The following is an 18,671-nucleotide window of genomic DNA, read 5'->3' on the forward strand; positions in this document are numbered from 1 at the left end:
TCAGAACATCCCTGTCGGTTCGGCGGTGTCGTTCACGGGCGCATGGCGACTGGCGATCCAGTCGCCGGTAATCATTTCGGCATAGGTCGAGCCGGGTCCGACCATGGGGTACACGCCGGCATCGGGGTCGATCACTACTTCAAGGAAGGCCGGCCCGTCGAAGGCGAGGAACTCGGCGACGGTGTCGCCGATGCATGCCGGGTCCTCGAGCCGTCGTGCCCATTCGAAGCCGTCGGCCAGCGCGGAGCGAACGAAGTCCTTCTTGTGCAGGCTCTTGTCCGAGGCGGAAAAACGGCCCTTGAAGAACAGCTTTTGCCACTGGCGCACCATGCCGTCACCGCTGTTGTTCATGACGAGGACTTTCACCGGCAGGTTGTATGTCGTGACGGTCTCCATCTCGCCGATGTTCATACGGATGCTGGCATCGCCGTCGATGTCGATCACGACGCGGTCGCGCCGTGCGAACTGTGCCCCGATCGCCGCGGGCAGGCCGAAGCCCATGGTGCCCATGGAGCCGGAGGTCAGCCAGGTGCGCGGCTCGCGAAAATCGAAGTACTGCGCCGCCCACATCTGGTGCTGGCCGACACCGGTGCTGATGATGGCGCGACCCCCGGTGATTCGGTTGATCGCCTCGATCACCGCACAGGGATGAATCGCGTCGCCGTCGCGACAGAAATCCATGGCGTGCGTCTTCTTCAATCCGGCGACGTGGGCGTGCCACGGCGCGTAGTCCGCATGAAAGCCGATCCGCTGTCCGTAAGCGAGCAGCCGATCCAGGGAGACGTCAAGCGAGCCGATGTGTTGCCAGTCGACGGCCTTCACCTTGCCGATCTCGGCCGGATCGATGTCGATCTGGGCGATGGCACGGGCCTTTGGCGCGAACTTGGCCGGCACGCCGACGACGCGATCGTCGAAGCGTGCGCCAAGCGCGAAGACGAAGTCGCAGTCGTCCATGGCGTAGTTCGCATAGGCGGCGCCATGCATGCCAAGCATATGCAGGGCCAATGGATCGGTCGTGTCGAAGCCACCAATGCCCATCAGCGTGGTGACGACGGGCACACCGAAGGCATGGGCGAATTCGCGCAGCGCTTCCGCGGCGCCGGATGAGACGATGCCACCACCTGCGTAAATGAGGGGGCGCCTGGCCGCGGCGAGCAAGGCGAAGAAGTCGGCGCAGTGCGTATCGGCGATGACAGCCGATTCCACGGCATGCAGGCGGGATCGATAGCCACGGACAGCGAGCTCGCGCCGGCCCTCGAAAATCAACGGAGCATTCTGGACATCCTTCGGAATATCGATGACAACCGGTCCGGGCCGTCCGCTACGCGCGATGTGAAACGCGGTGCGCAGGGTGGCTTCCAGGGTGGAGGCATCGGTGACCAGGAAGACATGCTTCGCACAGGCTCCCATGATCGTGGTGATCGGTGCTTCCTGGAAGGCATCGGTGCCGATCGCGCCGGTGGGCACCTGGCCGCAGATCACGATCAGGGGAATCGAGTCGGCCATGCAGTCGCGCACCGGTGTCACGGCATTGGTCGCGCCCGGACCGGACGTGACCAGGGCGACGCCGACGCGGCCTGAAGCGCGCGCGTAGCCGGCGGCCATGAAACAGGCGCCCTGTTCGTTGGCGGGAACGATCAGCGGAAGCGTTTCGCTGCCGTTCTCGCGCAGGTGGCTTTCGTTGTAACGGAATACTGCGTCGTACACGGGAAGGATGGCACCACCGGAGTAACCGAAGAGTACGTCGAGACCTTCATCGGCAAGCACCTGCACGACGATGTCCGCCCCGGTCATGGCGGTGCCGGCCAGGGGATGATTCACGGTAGGGCGGCGAATGTCGCCGACGGAGTCCAGTTGCGCGTTCACGGGTATCTGAGTCCTCTCACGTAAAGGGTGCAGGAGCGCGCGACGTCCGCGATCTCTTGGGGAGTCGCTGGGAGGGATCGCGAAGAGTGTGCCGCGCACATCGCGCGCTCCTGCAAGACCTGCCGCTTACTCGGCGGCCTGAATCGGCTCCACGGCGGCTTTCGGCTGGTTAGTGGCCAGCCACGGCATGCGTGCGCGGAGTTGTGCACCCACCTTTTCGATCGGGTGATCGAGATCGCGTTGCTTGAATGCCTTGTAGTTGGGCAGGCCAGCCTTGTATTCGGCCGTCCATTCACGGGCGAAGGTGCCGTCCTGGATTTCTGTGAGCACGGCCTTCATCCGCTGCTTGGTGCCTTCGTCGACGATGCGCGGGCCGCGGGTGTAGTCGCCGTACTGCGCCGTCTCCGAAATGAACTCGAGCATGCGGGCGATGCCGCCTTCGTAGAACAGGTCGACGATGAGCTTCAGTTCGTGCATGACCTCGTAGTAAGCGATCTCCGGGCGGTAGCCGGCTTCGACGAGGGTTTCGAAGCCCTTGATCACCAGTTCGCTCGCACCGCCGCAGAGGACCGCCTGCTCGCCGAACAGATCCGTCTCGGTCTCTTCCTTGAAGTCGGTCTCGATCAGCATGGCGCGCGCGCCGCCGATACCGGCTGCGTAGGCTGTGGCGCGCTCGGTCGCATGGCCGGTGGCATCCTGGTGCACGGCATACAGGCAGGGCACGCCGCGTCCGATCTCGTATTCGCGACGGACCAGTGCGCCCGGGCCCTTCGGCGCAACCAGCACGACGTCGATGTCCTTGCGCGGCTCGATCTGGCCGAAGTGCACGTTGAAGCCATGCGCGAACAGCAGCGTCGCACCCGGCTTGATGTTCGGTTCGATCGCGTCCTTGTAGATACCCGGCTGGGTCATGTCGGGTGTGAGCACCGCGACCAGGTCGGCGCCGCGCACGGCATCGCCAGGCTCGGCCACGGCGAACCCGTCGACGTAGGCGCGGCTCCACGACGGGCCACCCGGACGCAGGCCGACCACGACATCCAGGCCGGAGTCCTTCAGGTTGAGCGCGTGCGCACGGCCCTGGCTGCCGTAGCCGAGCACGGCGATACGGGCGTTCTGCAGGGGAGCGGTAGTGGCTTGCTTATCGGTCACGGGATGTCTCCTTGGAATGGCGGATAGGGCGATTCGGTGGTGGTTTCTGTGGGAGCCGCTTCAGCGGCGAATGAGGACATGTGGGAGCCGCTTCAGCGGCGAAAAGCCAACGGAGCGGTTTAGCTGCAACGGCAATCGCCGACGAATCGGCTCCCACGTCAATTCCCGATCAGCTCCTGGGTCATGTTTTCTTCGTCGGCCTTGCGTCGGGCGGAGGTCGATACGTTGGCCGTGGCGGGCGCGTCATCGAAGGCCTGGGTAACCGCGCCTTCCGCGGCCGAGCCGACCAGTCGCGCGTACTTGGCGAGGACGCCTCGCGTGACCTTCGGTGGCGTCGGTTGCCAGGTGCCGCGGCGCGAGGCGAGATCGGCATCGGTGCGCAACTCGCGCGTGGACGCATCGATGAAGATCGCATCGCCTTCGCGGATCAACCCGATCGGACCGCCGCGCGCGGCCTCCGGGGCAATGTGTCCGACCATGAAGCCGTGCGTGGCGCCGCTGAAGCGGCCGTCGGTGATCAGGGCCACGTCATTGCCCAACCCGCGACCGACCAGGGCGGCGGTGACCGCCAGCATCTCCCGCATACCCGGGCCACCCGCGGGCCCTTCGTTGCGGATGACCATGACATCGCCCGAACGGATCCGTCCGGCTTGCACGGCAGCGAAGGCTTCTTCCTCGCTCTCGAAGACGCGTGCAGGACCGGCGTGACTGGTCCGTCCATGGCCGGCGAGCTTCAGGATGCAGCCTTCCGGCGACAGGTTGCCGTAGAGGATGCTGTAGCCGCCACGCGGCTTGAACGCATGGGCGACATCACGAACGACTTGCTGGCCTTCGGTCGGCGCCGGTGCGGCATCGAGTTCGGCGAACAGGCTGCGGCCGGTGACGGTTGGCGTATCGGTGAGCAAGCCGGCGGTGCGCAGTGCCTGCGCAACGATCGCTGTGCCGCCGGCGGCGGTCAGTTCGACGGCGCTGTAGCGGCCGCCGGGCTTGAGGTCGGCGATCACCGGCGTGTTGGCCGATGCCGGCTCGAAGTCTTCGATGCTCAGCGGCACACGGGCTTCGTTGGCCATGGCCAACAAGTGCAGCACGGCATTCGTCGAACCTGCCGTCGCCGCGACCATGCGTGCCGCGTTATCGAAGGCGGCGCGCGTCATGACTTCGCGAGGCAGGCGGGTGTCGTTGAGACAGGCCATGGCCAGTTCGCCACAGCGGAAGGCGGCGTCCCGCTTTGCCGGGTCGGTTGCCGGGATGTCGTTGAAGCCGACTGGCGACAGGCCGAGCGTGGTCAGAACCATCGCCATGGTGTTGGCGGTGAACTGGCCGCCGCAGGCCCCGGCACCCGGACAGGCATGACGCTCGACATCCTCCAGTTCGGCATCGTCGATCTTGCCCGCGCCGTGCGCGCCGACGGCCTCGAACACTTCCTGCACCGTGATCGGGCAGCCGTTGCGGCTGCCGTGGTCGATGCTGCCGCCATACAGGGCCACGCCGGGAATGTTGAGGCGGGCCAGTGCCATCGCTGCGGCGGGAATGGTCTTGTCGCAGCCGCACAGCACCACCATCGCATCCAGGCAATGCCCATCGACAGCGAGCTCGATCGAGTCGGTGATGACCTCCCGACTGACCAGCGAGGAGCGCATGCCGGAGGTGCCCATGGCGATGCCATCGGTCACAGCGATGGTGTTGAACTCCACCGGCGTACCTCCCGCGGCGCGGACGCCGTCGGCCGCGGCTTCGGCGAGGTCGCGCAGATTGAGGTTGCACGGCGATACATTGGACCAGCTGTGCACGATGGCGACCATCGGCCGCGCGATGGCGTCGTCGTCGAGACCGGTGGCGCGCAACATGGCACGTGCCGGCGCGCGATCCGGGCCGGTCTTGATCGCGTCGCTGCGCAGCGTACGGATCGGGATCTTCTTGTCGTTCATGCGGCCTCCGCCTTGGCGTGACAGGCGTCCAGGACAGCGCGCGTGACGGCTTGCGTCGTCGCCGTGCCGCCCAGGTCGCGGGTGAGATTGCCTTGCTCGAGCACGTGATCCACGGCCGCTTCGACCACGGCCGCCTCGTCGGTGAGACCCAGCGAATGACGCAGCAACATGGCCGCCGAGAGGATCGTGCCGAGCGGGTTGGCCAGCTGCTGGCCGGCGATATCGGGTGCCGACCCGTGAATGGGCTCGTAGACGCCCGCGCCCGGCCCGCCCACTGAAGCGGACGGCGACAGGCCGAGTGAACCGGCGAGCACGGAGGCTTCATCGGTGAGGATGTCGCCGAACATGTTCTCCGTCACGATGACGTCGTAGTCGGCCGGGCGGGTGAGCAGGTGCATCGCCATCGAATCGACCAGCTGGTGTTCCAGCGCCACGTCGGGATACTCCGCGCCGACACGTGTGGCGACCGACCGCCACAGGCGCGAGGTTTCCAGTACGTTTGCCTTGTCGACCGAGGTGACTTTCTTCTTGCGGGTACGTGCCAACTCGAATGCGTGACGGACGACCCGTTCGATCTCCTCGACGCTGTAGCGGCATTCGTCCGTGGCGTCGGTGTCGCTGCGCGTCTTCGCACCGAAGTAGATGCCGCCGGTGAGCTCGCGGATGAAGACCAGGTCCACGCCCTGCGTACGCTCTGGTTTGAGGGGAGACAAAGCGGCCGTGCGCGGATGCAACTTCAGGGGACGCACATTGGCGAAGACGCCGAGCAGCTTGCGCATGGCGAGCAGGCCTTGCTCGGGGCGAACCTTCGCGTTCGGGTCGGACCACTTCGGTCCACCGACCGCGCCGAGCAGGATGGCGTCCGCGGCGAGGAGTGCCTCACGCGTCGAGGGCGGCAGCGGGTCACCGAAACGATCGATGGCGTCGCCGCCGATGGCGTGCTCGCTGAACGTGAACTGGTGGCCGAAGCGTTCGGCGATCTGGCGCAATACCGCCACACCGGCGGCGGCCACTTCCGGACCGATGCCGTCACCTGGCAAAACGACGATCTGGGCCTTCATGCGGCTTTCTCCATGCGATGTTCGAAGGCTGCGATGGCGGCTTCCTGCTGCAGCAGGAAGCCCATCTGATCGACGCCGTTGAGGAGGCAGTGGCGCGAGAAGGCGTCGAGGTCGAAGCGGATCGTGCCGCCGTCGGGCAGGCGGATCGAGCCGTCGGCGATGTCGATCCGCAGTTCGATCCCGGGGTTGTCGAGCAGCCAGCGATGCTCGGCGGTGCTCACGACGATGGCGAGCAGACCGTTCTTCAGCGAGTTGCCGCGGAAGATGTCCGCGATCTCGCTGGATATCACGGCCTGGATGCCGTAGTCGAGCAGGGCCCACGGTGCATGCTCTCGAGAGGAGCCGCAGCCGAAGTTGTGACCGGCGACCAGGATCGCGCAGCCCCGGGCGTTGGGCTGGTTCAGCGGAAAGTCCGGGTTGTCGCTGCCATCGGCGGCATAGCGCCAGTCTTCGAAGCAATGCTTGCCCAGGCCCGTGCGTTCGGTCGTGGTGAGGAAACGCGCCGGAATGATCCGGTCCGTGTCGATGTTCTCGTTGCGCAACACCGCCGTGCGGGAATGCACGTAGGTGAGCGGGCGGCTGGTCTGGCTCATGCGGCTGCTTCCTGGGTCATGTATTCGCGAGGATCGGTCACGCGGCCGGCAACGGCCGACGCAGCGGCGACGAGTGGGCTGGCCAGCACGGTCCGCGCGCCCTTGCCCTGGCGCCCCTCGAAATTGCGATTGCTGGTGGCGACGACGAGCTGGCCCGGCTGGGCGAGATCACCGTTCATGGCGATGCACATCGAGCAACCGGGTTCACGCCATTCGGCGCCGGCCGCGCGGAAGATCTCGTGCAGGCCCTCGCGCTCGGCATCCCGGCGCACCTGCTCCGAGCCCGGTACGACCAGCATGCGCACGCCGCTGGCGACGCTGCGGCCACGCATGATCTCAGCAGCCGCGCGCAGGTCGGACAGGCGGCCATTGGTGCAGCTGCCGATGAAGACGACATCGACGACCTCGCCGGCAATGGGCTTGCCCGCGACCACCTGCATGTAATCGAGCGCCCGCTGTTCGACGGCGTCGGCGGCGGCGGGAACGTTGGCGTGGATGGCGACGACCATGCCCGGGTGCGTGCCGTAGGTCACCGACGGCTGGATCGTCGATGCGTCGATGCGCACCTCGCGGTCGTAGGTCGCGCCGGCATCGCTGGGCAGGGTGCTCCATTGGGCGACGGCGCGGTCCCAGGCTTCGCCCTTCGGCACGCGCTCGCGGCCTTCCAGCCAGGCGAACGTTGTCTCGTCCGGTGCGATCAGTCCGGCGCGCGCGCCTGCCTCGATCGACATGTTGCAGACAGTCATGCGCTCTTCCATCGACAACGCGCGCACGGCATCGCCCGTGTACTCGAGCACGTAGCCCGTACCGCCGCCGATGCCGATGGTCCCGATGATGTGCAGGATCAGGTCCTTCGCGGTGACGCCGCGCTGCAGGGCACCGTCGACATGGATGGCGAAGGACTTCGGCTTGCGCTGGAGCAGGCACTGCGTGGCCAGCACGTGGCCGACCTCGGTGGTGCCGATGCCGAAGGCCAGCGCACCGAAGGCGCCATGCGTTGCGGTGTGACTGTCGCCGCACACGATGGTCATGCCCGGCTGTGTCGCGCCCACTTCGGGCCCGGCAACGTGGACGATGCCACGTTGTGGACTATCCCAACCCATCAGGTCGATGCCGAACTCGCTGACGTTGGCTTCCAGTTTCGCGACCTGGGCCTCGGCTTCCTTCGTGTAATACGGACGCACGCCGCTGGCGTTCGCCGGCAGGGTCGGCGTCGAGTGATCGAGCGTGGCGAGCGTGCGATCGGGGCGCCGTACTTTCACGCCTCGCGAGCGCAGTTCATCGAAGGCCTGCGGCGAGGTCACTTCGTGGACCAGGTGCAGGTCGATGTACAGCACGCCCGGCGTGCTGTCGGTCTCGGGTGCTACTTGATGCGCATCCCATAGCTTGTCGAACAGGGTACGCGCGCTCATGCGGCGGCCCTCCCGGCAACGGCCGGCTCATCGATGGCGGTCAGCCAGCCCCAGCGATCCTCGGTGCGACCGTCGAACAGACCGAAGAAGTCTGCCTGCAGCTGTCGCGTGATCGGTCCGGGGCGGCCATCGCCGACGGGCTTGCGATCCACCGAGCGGACGGCGGTGACTTCCGCCGCGGTGCCGGTCATGAACACTTCGTCCGCGAAGTAGAGCATTTCACGCGGCAGTGGCTGCTCGACGACGTTGAAGCCGCGCTCACGTGCCAGGGTGAGCACGGAATCGCGCGTGATGCCGCAGAGGATCGACGAGGCGGCAGGTGGCGTGTAGATGGTGCCCTTGCGCACGATGAACAGGTTCTCGCCAGCGCCTTCGCTGAGCAGGCCGTCGGTGCCCAGCGCGATGCCTTCGGCAAAGCCGCCGTTGATGGCCTCGCGGGCGATCAGCTGGCTGTTGAGATAGTTGCCGCCAGCCTTGGCGCCGCTCGGATAGGTATTGGGCGCGGCGCGGTTCCACGAGGAAACGCACACATCCACGCCGTTCTCGATGGCATCGGCGCCGTGATAGGCGCCCCAGGGCAGGGCGATGATGGCCACGTCGACCGCGGTATCCAGCGGCGGCGCCAGGCTGAAGGTGAAGCCGCTGCGCAAGACGATCGGGCGCACATAGGCCGACGTGAGCCCGTTGGCGGCGATCACGTCGCGGCAGGCGCGGTTGATCGCGTCGGCGTCGTACGGCATCGCCAGGTCGTAGATGCGCGCGGAGTGGAACAGGCGCTCGGTGTGTTCTTCCAGCCGGAAGTAGCGCGGTCCGTCGGGCGTGGCATACACGCGAATGCCTTCGAACACGGACGATCCGTAATGCAGCGCATGAGCGCCGACATGCACGGTGGCGTCGGCCCAGGTCTTGATGCGACCGTTGTGCCAGAGATGGGTCGGGGCTTCCATGTGTTGCTCCTTCAGGGACTGACCGCGGCGACGGCCGGGGCATGGTTTTGATGAAGTTCCATCAGCGAACAGAGGTCATCGTTGGTTACCGACCGCTGTTTGTCTGTAAGGGTTTTAAAACTTTCGAAGACGGCGTCGAGCGTTGCTTCATCCACCTCGAATTCGAGCTCGACCAGGCGCTGGCGCAGCGCGTGGCGGCCGGAGTGCTTCCCCAGCACCAGCGAGGTCTTCGCACCGACATCCTGCGGACGCATGATTTCGTAGGTGCCGCGGTGCTTGAGCATGCCGTGCTGGTGGATGCCCGATTCATGGGCAAAGGCGTTGTCGCCGACGATGGCCTTGTTGCGCGGCACGGCCTGGCTGGTGACTTCGGCGAGGAGGCGCGAGGTCGGAAACAGGCGCTCGGTGACGATGCCGGTATCGACCTTGAACAACGGGCGGCGCGTGTGCAGCGCCATGACGATTTCTTCCAGCGCGGCATTGCCGGCGCGTTCGCCGATGCCGTTGATCGTGCATTCCACCTGCCGTGCGCCTGCGCTGATGGCGGCCAGGCTGTTGGCGGTGGCCATGCCGAGATCGTCGTGGCAGTGGGCGGAGAACACCACGCGATCGGCCCCGCGCACATGCTTGCGCAGGTAGGCGAACATCTCGGTGATTTCCTGGGGCGTCACGTAGCCGACAGTGTCGGGCGCGTTGAGGACGCAGGCACCGGCCTCGACGGCGACGGAGAAGATTTCGGCGAGGTAGTCCGGCTCGGTGCGCAGCGCGTCTTCGGCGGAGAATTCGACTTCGTGAGCGAGGGCCTTGGCCCGGAGGATCGCCGTTGCGGCGATATCGATCACTTCCTGCTTGCTCTTGCCGAGCTTGTGCTCGCGGTGCAGGGGACTGGTGGACAGGAACAGGTGGATCCGGGAGTGTCTCGCGCCTTGCAAAGCCTTACCCGCACTGTCGATGTCCGCTGACTGACATCGGGCCAATGCGGCGATCGTGGGCGTTTTCAGCGTCCTCGCGATCTCCGCCACGGCGGCGAAATCATCGGGTGAGGCCTGGGGGAAGCCGGCCTCGATGATGTCGACGCCCAGCTCTTCCAGGGCATGCGCCATGCGCAGCTTGGCGCGCCGGTCCATCGAGAAGCCGGGGGCCTGCTCGCCGTCGCGCAAGGTGGTGTCGAAGATGCGCACGCGACCGCCTACGTCGCTCTCGACGGATTCGGTGCTGCCCTGGTGTGCTGGATTCATGTCTGGCTCCGCTCGTGAATGAGGCAGGCCTGGGGCAATAAAAAACCCCGCATCCGTTGCCGGGTGCGGGGTTTTCAGGAGTCTTCAGGTTTGTTTCTATTTACCTGGACACTTGCCCTTAGCCCGCACCTCCGCAGGTAATAAGTACAAGGTTAATAAGAAGGAGGCCGCCGCCGAGACGCAGCTTGCCGACTGCCGCCGGGAGGCGGTTCAGGGCAAAGCGGCCAGTGGTGGTGCGCTGCGTCATGTCACCGAACGTAAGTCAGGTCGTTGACGCGTGTCAACACTTTCCGATGAAACTTGTTTCCTAGGACATTTGGACGGCTAGATGTCTGCAGGTCGTGGTTCGCGCCGGAAATGGCGCCACTACGAAGATTCTGCAAAGTGGTATGCAACCCCGACCAGGCTCTCTTGCCACCAACTACCAACCCCGCAACCAGTCCGCAAACATTCGTCCATCGGCAGCAAGCGGCTCCGCCGTCGCCTCACGTGCCAGCATCGCACCCAGCGCCTCCGGCACGGCGACGGTCCGCCCGATCAGCGGCTCGACCACCGTGTCGAACTTGGCCGGATGTGCCGTCGCGGCGACGGTCCACGTGCGCGTGTCGCCGGCGTGCCGACGGCGTTCGAAGACACGGATGGCGGTGGCGGTATGCGGACAGAAGATCTCGCCATCGCTGTCTGAATGACGGCGTATGACGTCACGAATTTCCGCATCGTCCACGCTCTCGGCGTGCCCGTTGCGCCTCGCGTTGTCCTCGCTACCGAATAAGTGACGCAGCCTCTCGAAGTTGCTTGGCGCGCCCACGTCCATCGCATTGGCGATGGTCGGCACGGCGTCACGTCCACGATACGGCTGTCCGCCGAAGAACTCGGGCAAGGTATCGTTTGCGTTGCAGGCGAAAAGCACATCGCCGATCGGCAGGCCGATCTCACGCGCCCACAGGCAGGCCACGGCATTGCCGAGGTTGCCGGTCGGCACGATGACGTTCATCGGGCCATCCGCGTTCAACGACGCGTGGCCGAAGTAGGCCATCTGCGGCAGCAGCCGGCCCAGACTGATGCTGTTCGCCGAGGACATCGGCACGTCGCCCTGGAGCGCGCTGTCGCCCAATGCGCCCTTCACGAGACGCTGGCAGTCGTCGAAGCCGCCTTCCACCCGCAGTGCACGTACGTTGCCGCCGAAGCTACCCAGCTGGTGAGCCTGGCGCGGCGACACGCGGTTGTCGGGGTAAAGAATGGCGACGCGCACACCGGGGAGGTTGTGGAAGGCGGCACCCACGGCCGCACCGGTATCGCCCGATGTCGCAACAAGAATCGTCAGCGGCCGATCGCTGTCGCGACGCAGGCGGGTCAGGCAGGCGGCAAGGAAGCGTGCGCCGAAGTCCTTGAAGGCTGCCGTCGGGCCGTGAAAGAGCTCGAGCACGTGGGCGCCGTCGATCCTCAGCTCGCGACGCGGCGCAGGATGCGCGAAGGCTTCCGCACAGATGGTCGGCAGATCGTCCTCGAGAGGATCGCCCTCGAAGAAAGGCTCGAGCATGCGCAGCGCCGTACCGGCGAGGTAACCATTCGCTGGCGGCAAGGGCACGCGCGGCATCTTCTCGGGTACATACAGTCCGCCATCGGGCGCGATACCCGCAGCGATGGCATCGGAAAGACGGGTGGGCGCGGCGCCGCCGCGCGTACTGATGTAGCGCATGGTCAGAGCACGCGGGCGGCGGGGCCGTCGACAGGAGCGACGAGAACGTCGCTGTCGTGGCCGGCGGCTTTGAAAGCGGCGCGCATGTCGTGCGAGGCGGCTTCGGCCGAAGCACGGTCCTCGAACCAACCGAAAACGCTCGGACCGGCGCCGGAGATGCTGGCACCCATCGCACCATGATCCAGGGCGGCTTGCTTCACGGCGGCGAAGCCCGGAATGAGTGGCGCGCGGCGCGGTTCTACCAGTACGTCGGAAAGCCCTTCGCGAACGAGGGCGGCCTCGCCGCGATAGCAGCCAGCCAGGACCAGCGCGAGGTTGGCGCTCTGCGCCACGAATTCCCCCAGCGCGTAGTGACCGGCGAGCGCGGCACGGGCGCGGCGGGTTTCCAGCACCACGTGCGGATGGACCAGCGCGCAGTACCACTCGGCCGGCACCGGAATGCGCACAATGCGCTTGTCGGTGGCGAGTACCAGGCCACCGAGCAGCATTGGTCCGAGGTTGTCGCCATGACGGCTGCCGCTGGCGACGACTTCGCCATCCAGCGCGAACGGATACAAGGCCTCGCGTGCGAGCGGTTCGTCGAGCAAGGCGTTCGCGGCAACGACGGCGGCCACACAGGAGGCGGCGGATCCCCCCATGCCGGAACCCAGGGCGATGCCCTTGTGCAACACCAGCTCGAAGCCGAAGGGCAGGTCCAGGCCGTGGATCATCGACAGCAGCGCGGCGCCGGCCGTGTTGTCGGCGGCGGCCATCGGCAGGTCGGTGATCACGCCGTCGATGGCGGTGATGCGTACTTCGCGCTCGGCAATGAGGCGCACTTCGGCACGATCGCCGGCACCGGCGACGCAGTGGCCCAGGATGTCGAAGCCGATACCGACGTTGCCGACACTGGCGTAGGCCTCGGCGACGGCGACATCCGCACGGACCAGGGGCGAGGATTCTTCTTTCAGCATGCGCACCGTTTTACTCCCATGGCACCGGCCACGCGCAGCAGGTCGGTGAAGACCGCCGCGGCGGTGACCTCGGGGCCGGCACCCGGCCCCTGGACGACCAGGGCATTGTCGCAGTATCGGCGCGTGGCGAAACGCACCACGTTATCGGTGAGGCGCGAGTGGGCGAAGGCGTGGTCGGTGCCCATCACCTGGACGCCGACGGAGGCGTGTCGACCGTCGAGCCGGGCGACGTGGCGGAGTACGCCGCCGGCAGCACGGGCGTCGGCAAGGAGGGCGGCCATCGGCGCATCCATGGCACCGAGGTTCGCCATGAAGTCGTCGCGGCTGCCCTCGGCCAGTTCGGCCGGGATCAGGCTACGTACGTTCACGTCGTCCAGCGAGAGGGCCACGCCGGCTTCGCGGGCGAGGATCACCAGTTTGCGGGCGACATCCATGCCGGAAAGGTCGTCACGCGGGTCGGGCTCGGTGTAACCCATGGCGTGCGCTTCGCGGACGAGGGCCGAGAACGGTACCGAGCCGTCGAAACGATTGAACAGCCAGGCCAGCGTGCCGGAAAGCATCCCTTCCACGGCGAGCAGTTCATCGCCCGTGTCGATCAGGTCGCGCAGGGTCTGTACCACCGGCAGGCCAGCACCCACCGTGCCTTCGTAGTGCAGGCGGGCGCCACTGGCGTCCGAGGCGCGGGCGATCTTGTGCCAGCGATCGAGGGGGCCGCTGGCGGCACGCTTGTTCGGGGTCACGACATGGATGCCGGCGGCCAGCCAACCGGCGTAGTGATTCGCGACGATGTCGCTGGCCGTACAGTCGGCCAGCACCGCCACTTCGCCCTCGCGGCCGGCCACGTAGGCGGCGAACTCGTCGAGCTCGGCAGGGCGCCATATCTGCGCGCCATGCAGCCGGCCGTTGAGGGCATCGTCGTCGCAATCGAGCCACATGTGGCGGCTGTCGCTGACGGCTCGCAGGCTGAGCTGCAGGTTGCATTCGCGCAGCAGGCGGGGGGCGGCGAGGCGCAGCTGGGTAAGGAAGGCACTGCCGACCTTGCCGGGACCGACGACGCCGATATTGACCACAAGCGGCGCGACGGCAGCGCGGACAGGCGCGACACGTAAGGGCGAACGGGGTAATGCGATAGCGATGGACACGATCAAAGCCTCCGGTGAGAGGCCCTTCGTCACATCAGGTAAGAGATCTTGGCTGGGAGTCCCGGCGCCGATCCCGTCCTGCGGGAGGTCGGGGCCGGCAGCGACAAGGAACTAGGCGCGCGCGAACTCCGATCCTCCGACCAGGGTAGTGGTCGTTGTCGTTGTCGTCGCGGTGGTGGATGCGGACGCAAGCGCGCCGGCCGGGAGGGCCGGGGTGAAACGCAGCGCTGGCGCGTTGGGATGCATGAGCCCGACGTTATGCCCGCGTGTACGGGGCTGTCAAGCGGGTCGGTGCTGGCCGGATGGCCTATGTGGATTCTGGCAAGGCTGCCGACAGGCACTATTGTGGGAGCCACTTCATGTGGGAGCCGCTTCAGCGGCGATCGCCTTTCCGGCTAAATCGCTCTGTTGGCCTTTCGCCGATAAATCGGCTCCCACATTCCCTTGGTTAGCGCTTGGAGAGGTCCAGGGCGTAGACCGCGGTGCCGTCGCCGTTGTCGCGGAGCTGCTTGATGGCGAGGTGCTGGGCTTTGGCGATGTCTTCCTTGCCGGCGGCCGCGGTGAAGGTCAGCGTGCCCTTGGTCTTGACCGGGATGAAGCTCCACGAACGCTTGTCGACGTCCTTGGCGGTGATGGTTTTCTTCGCTTCCACCCACTTGATCACGACTTCACGGTTGCCGTCCGGCGCGTTCAGCACGACGGACTCACCATTCATGCCCGGAAAACCGCCGCCGCCATTCGCACGGTAGCTGTTGGTGACGACGATGACCGGCTGGCTGTCCTGGAGCAGCTTGCCCTTGTAGCGGAGATTGCCGATGCGCTGGCCTTCCGGCTGGGTGATGTCGATCGTGTACGTGATGCCGCCCTGCATCTGGTCGAAGTTGTACGCCACGAACTTGCCGGTCAGCGGCTGCTCGCCTTCCTTCGACGGATCGATCTGGTTGAAGCGACGTGCCGACTCCTCCAGCCATGCCTTCACGCCGGCGCCGTCGATCTTCACCGCGGCGAGCGTGTTCGGGTAGAAGTACAAGTCCGCGGCGTTGCGGATCGTCATCGGGCCCTTCGGCACATCGGTGTAGTCGTCCGGACCACCGAAACCCGTGCGGAACGCCGAGGCTGCGGAGACTACCGGGACGTCCTTCCACTCCGGGTGGGTACGGCTCAGTTCGTCACGTGCGTAGTCGGCCTGCGCGGCGTTGACCACGGCGATCGCGCTCATGTTGCCCTCGTCGGCGAAGTAGCTCGACAGATCGTGGTCGGTCGCGCCGATGGGCGTGTTGACGTAAGCGATCGCGGCTTCGTGAGCTTCCTTCACGATCGGCGCGATGGTCGGATCGGCGGCTACGCATTCGTTTTTCTTCGGGCAGATAGGACGAACCTGGCTGTGGCTCTTGTCCTTTTCCACCACCCAGCGATCACCTTCGCGTTTCAGCGTCATGTTGATCACGCCGAGGTCCTTGCCGAAGAAGCCACCCATGACGGCAGGCACGCCACGCACGATGCCGCGCTTCGCGTCCACGTCCTTCATGTCCATGTAGCGGGGCCCCGGAAACTCGGTATGCGAGTGACCGAGCAGCAGCGCATCGATGCCCGGCACGCCGGCGAGGTACCAGCCACCGTTCTCCATCTGCGGCGTGTACGGTGCCGTGTTGAGGCCGCCGTGCAGGATCGCGACGACCAGGTCGGGCTTCTGGGCGAGCACCTCGGGCATATAGCGGTTCGCGGCCTCGACGACGCCGTCGACGGTGACCTTGCCCTGCAGGTTGTGCTTGTCCCAGTCCATGATGGGCGGAGGCGTGAAACCGATGATGCCGATCTTCAGCGTGGTCGGAACCACCTTGCCCTTCGCCGTGGTGACGTTGACCGTCTTGGTCACGATGGTCCACGGCTTGAAGATCGGCTTGCCGTCACGTGCGCTGTAGACGTTGGACAGCACCAGCGGGAACTTCGGCCCGGCGCACTGCTGTGCCTTGACACCATCGACGTTCATCGCCGTATTGGTGACCTGGGCAAGGAAGGGCAGGCCGTAGTTGAATTCGTGGTTGCCGGCGGTTCCGCCGTCGTAACCGATCGCGTCCATCGCGGCGTAGATGCCCAGCTCCGTATCGCACCCCACCGGCTTGACCATGGCCTGGTAGTCGGCGAGGACGGAACCCTGGATGGTGTCGCCGCTGTCGAACAGCACGGTGTTCGGGAATTCCTGGCGAGCCTGCCGGATCAGCGTGGCCACGCGCTCATAGCCGAAGGTCGGGTCATCCTTCTGCTTGTAGTAGTCGTACGAAAGAATGTTCGAATGGACGTCGGTCGTCTCGAGGATGGCCAGGTCCAGCGTCGCACCATCGTTGATCGCGGCGGGATGGGCGGTCTTGTCTTTCGGCGCGCCGGCGCAGGAGGCGAGCAGGGCGGCCGAGAGCGTGGCCATCGCGAGATGCTTGAGCATGGGGGTATCCGGTGGGACGTAAGGTATCGGGTCGGAAAACTAGCAGAAACGCGCGCCTATTGTAGGAGCCGATTCATCGGCGATCCCGCGGCAGCGGGCCGGGTTGCCGCGACCTGGTTTTCGCCGATGAATCGGCTCCTACCGTAAGCGCGTGTTTGGTCAGGGCAGGTGTTCGGCCCTGGCCTGGTCGAAGTACGTGTACACCTTGCCGTTATCGTTCAGCTGCTTGGTCTTGAGGACGAAGCGGTAGGCGGTGCGATTCATCGGCGCGCCGTTGACCTGGCGGACGTCGAGGCCGGTCGCGGTGTCCGTGGTCACGTCGACGGGTCTCACCGCGAGGCCATCGCCGTTGCGACCTTCGATCGCCTCACGCAGCACGCGGCCGTCCGGCTTGCCGAAATCCAGCTCGAGGACGGCTGCCAGCGTGGGCGCGAGATCCACGTTGCCGCTGGGCAGCTCGCTGCGCACGTTCTTGCGGAAGTCGGGGCCGCTGACCAGCAGCAGGTTGTGCACGTCGACGGGACTGAAGCTGCCGTGCATGCCGCGCTCGTTCGACATGCTGGTGTAGACAGTGCCCTTGAAGCCCTGCACGGTCGCGTCCGCATCGAAGTCGTAGCTAGCCACGATGTCCGGTGCGCGCTTGTTCGCCAGGTGCACGCTGCCGAGCGGCAGGGTGCCCGGAATCTTGCCGTAGCGTGCATCGACGAAGATCGCGCCGAAAGCCTCCTGGCTCTGCAGGAAGCGCACGGCCTTGAGTACCTGCGTGCGATCGTGTTCGGGCTGATAGAGGTACTCGCTCCCGCCGTTGGGCGCGATGACGAAGGACTGCTTCGGCAGCTCGGCCGGAACCTTATACGCCGGCGTCGTGTACGGACCAGGCTTGCCACAGAGCTTGCCGTCGTCGTCGAAGCGCGTCGGCCGCAGCGGTTTACCATCGGCCTGGATGCCGGACATCACGGGCACGTAGAGGCAGCCGTAGCCGTCGAAGGCCGTGAAACCCGCACGGGTCATTTCATCGGCCAGGCGGATCGCACCGGATACGGAGTAGCCCCACTCGCCATCGGGCTTGCCGACGCGGCCATCCGAGATCGTCCGTAGCGGGAACTGCTCTACAGGCGCCGACACGTTGCTATGCGCATGGTCGGAGACGATGACCAGGTCGGTGTCGGCGTCCATGCCCAGTTCCTTCAGGCGGGCCTGCAACTTGCCGAGCAGTTCGTCCTGTGCGCGCAGCGCCAGGTGGAAGTTCGGCGAGCCGACGCCGTAGAGGTGCTCGGTGGAGTCGGGATTCCGCAACCAGACGAAGCTCACGTCCGGCTTCTCCACCGGAAGGATGTACGTCAGGAAGGCATTCATCAGGTACGCGTTGGCGACGGTCGGCGGTGCACCCGCCGCATCGGACGCGTCGGAGGTCACGCCGTCCTTCAAGGTGACCAGGGGCAACGGCGCGGTCGGCGTCCCGTTGTCGGGCTCGAGCTGGAAGCGATCCGCGTCGTAGGCGTGAACGGTGTTTGCGGGGAGTGGCAGACCCGCCTTGGTCAGGCGCCTGGCGAAAGCCAGCGGCAGTGCCACGTTCTCGTCGAGGATGACGCCGCCCTCGTGGATGTCCTGCATGAACGCGGGTCCGGACTTGCCGACCACCGCGGTCTTCAGGCCGGCCTTGCGTGCGCGTTCGAGTAGCGTCGGCGCCTGCAGCAGGTCGTGCTGCCAATGATCGTCGAGGGCGCGAAGGACGGCGTAATCCTCCGTATAGATCGGTGCGTTGTAATCGCTCGGCGCACCCTTGGCGTCGAAGCCCGTGGCGCCCGGCGCCCAGAAACGGTTGCCGAAGAAGCCGATCGTCCCCGGGAACGAGCCGGTGGCGAAGCTCGACGCGTTGATCATGGTGAAGGTGGGGTAGGTCGCGTGGTTGTCCGCGAAGAACGTGCCTTGTTTCGCCAGCCTGGCCAGGTTGGGCGTGTCGTCCTCGCTGATCGCATCCGGCCGCATACCGTCCCAGACGAAGACGATGACCCGATGCGCGTGGGCATCCACGGTGACCGCCGCAAGGAGGAGGGTGGCCAGTGTGGCGAGTCGACGCATGACAGGTTTCCGTGAGGATAAAAGGTGAGCATGTTGACGACGACGTGTTTCAGTTCCGGGACGGCGCCTCGTTAAGTGCGACGCACGTCACCCCATCGCAAGAATCACATCGTTTCGTAAGAAAACATACATGTCGCCATCGCAGGCTAGTCGGCTTCCCC

At 65.9% G+C, this 18,671-nt stretch carries 12 protein-coding genes and 1 pseudogene; all 13 read right to left on the reverse strand.

The genetic code is table 11. The features are described from left to right. A complete protein-coding gene (ilvB, locus tag BJI69_RS08800) occupies positions 1–1,794 on the reverse strand; it encodes a biosynthetic-type acetolactate synthase large subunit (RefSeq protein ID WP_078023477.1) in 1,794 nt (597 codons plus the stop codon). A gap of 198 nt (positions 1,795–1,992) precedes the next feature. Further along, complete coding sequence (gene ilvC / locus BJI69_RS08805) at positions 1,993–3,015, reverse strand: ketol-acid reductoisomerase (protein ID WP_071924911.1); 1,023 nt, start codon at positions 3,013–3,015, stop codon at positions 1,993–1,995. A gap of 158 nt (positions 3,016–3,173) precedes the next feature. Continuing rightward, positions 3,174–4,913, reverse strand: a complete 1,740-nt coding sequence (ilvD, locus tag BJI69_RS08810; protein ID WP_046968345.1) for a dihydroxy-acid dehydratase — start codon at positions 4,911–4,913, stop codon at positions 3,174–3,176. A 26-nt stretch (positions 4,914–4,939) separates the two neighbouring features. After that, a complete protein-coding gene (gene leuB / locus BJI69_RS08815; RefSeq protein WP_046968296.1) occupies positions 4,940–6,004 on the reverse strand; it encodes a 3-isopropylmalate dehydrogenase in 1,065 nt (354 codons plus the stop codon). Continuing rightward, complete coding sequence (gene leuD / locus BJI69_RS08820) at positions 6,001–6,597, reverse strand: 3-isopropylmalate dehydratase small subunit (protein ID WP_046968297.1); 597 nt, start codon at positions 6,595–6,597, stop codon at positions 6,001–6,003. Before leuD ends, leuB begins: the two co-directional genes overlap by 4 nt. Continuing rightward, the gene (gene leuC / locus BJI69_RS08825; protein ID WP_046968298.1) at positions 6,594–8,009 is read right to left on the reverse strand and encodes a 3-isopropylmalate dehydratase large subunit; all 1,416 of its coding nucleotides are present in this window, start codon (positions 8,007–8,009) and stop codon (positions 6,594–6,596) included. Before leuC ends, leuD begins: the two co-directional genes overlap by 4 nt. Continuing rightward, complete coding sequence (locus BJI69_RS08830; RefSeq protein ID WP_046968299.1) at positions 8,006–8,956, reverse strand: branched-chain amino acid transaminase; 951 nt, start codon at positions 8,954–8,956, stop codon at positions 8,006–8,008. The genes leuC and BJI69_RS08830 overlap by 4 nt, the downstream gene beginning before the upstream one ends. 62 nt (positions 8,957–9,018) lie before the next feature. Then, a pseudogene (locus tag BJI69_RS08835) lies at positions 9,019–10,194 on the reverse strand (2-isopropylmalate synthase); the annotation flags it as partial. Positions 10,195–10,615: 421 nt separating this feature from the next. Further along, positions 10,616–11,893 (reverse strand): threonine synthase, encoded by a 1,278-nt coding sequence (thrC, locus tag BJI69_RS08840; RefSeq protein ID WP_046968300.1) that lies wholly within the window; start codon positions 11,891–11,893, stop codon positions 10,616–10,618. A gap of 2 nt (positions 11,894–11,895) precedes the next feature. Next, on the reverse strand, positions 11,896–12,846 hold the full coding sequence (locus BJI69_RS08845) for a homoserine kinase (RefSeq protein WP_046968347.1): 951 nt from the start codon (positions 12,844–12,846) through the stop codon (positions 11,896–11,898). After that, positions 12,840–13,988 carry a homoserine dehydrogenase family protein gene (locus tag BJI69_RS08850; protein WP_425476878.1) on the reverse strand — a complete coding sequence of 383 codons (1,149 nt, stop codon included), beginning with the start codon at positions 13,986–13,988 and terminating at the stop codon, positions 12,840–12,842. The genes BJI69_RS08845 and BJI69_RS08850 overlap by 7 nt, the downstream gene beginning before the upstream one ends. 448 nt (positions 13,989–14,436) lie before the next feature. Next, positions 14,437–16,428 carry a bifunctional 2',3'-cyclic-nucleotide 2'-phosphodiesterase/3'-nucleotidase gene (locus BJI69_RS08855; protein ID WP_046968301.1) on the reverse strand — a complete coding sequence of 664 codons (1,992 nt, stop codon included), beginning with the start codon at positions 16,426–16,428 and terminating at the stop codon, positions 14,437–14,439. A 159-nt stretch (positions 16,429–16,587) separates the two neighbouring features. Further along, positions 16,588–18,510, reverse strand: a complete 1,923-nt coding sequence (locus BJI69_RS08860) for an alkaline phosphatase family protein (RefSeq protein ID WP_052767249.1) — start codon at positions 18,508–18,510, stop codon at positions 16,588–16,590. Positions 18,511–18,671: the final 161 nt, after the last annotated feature.

The organism is Luteibacter rhizovicinus DSM 16549, assembly GCF_001887595.1.
In the GTDB taxonomy this organism is placed as follows: domain Bacteria; phylum Pseudomonadota; class Gammaproteobacteria; order Xanthomonadales; family Rhodanobacteraceae; genus Luteibacter; species Luteibacter rhizovicinus.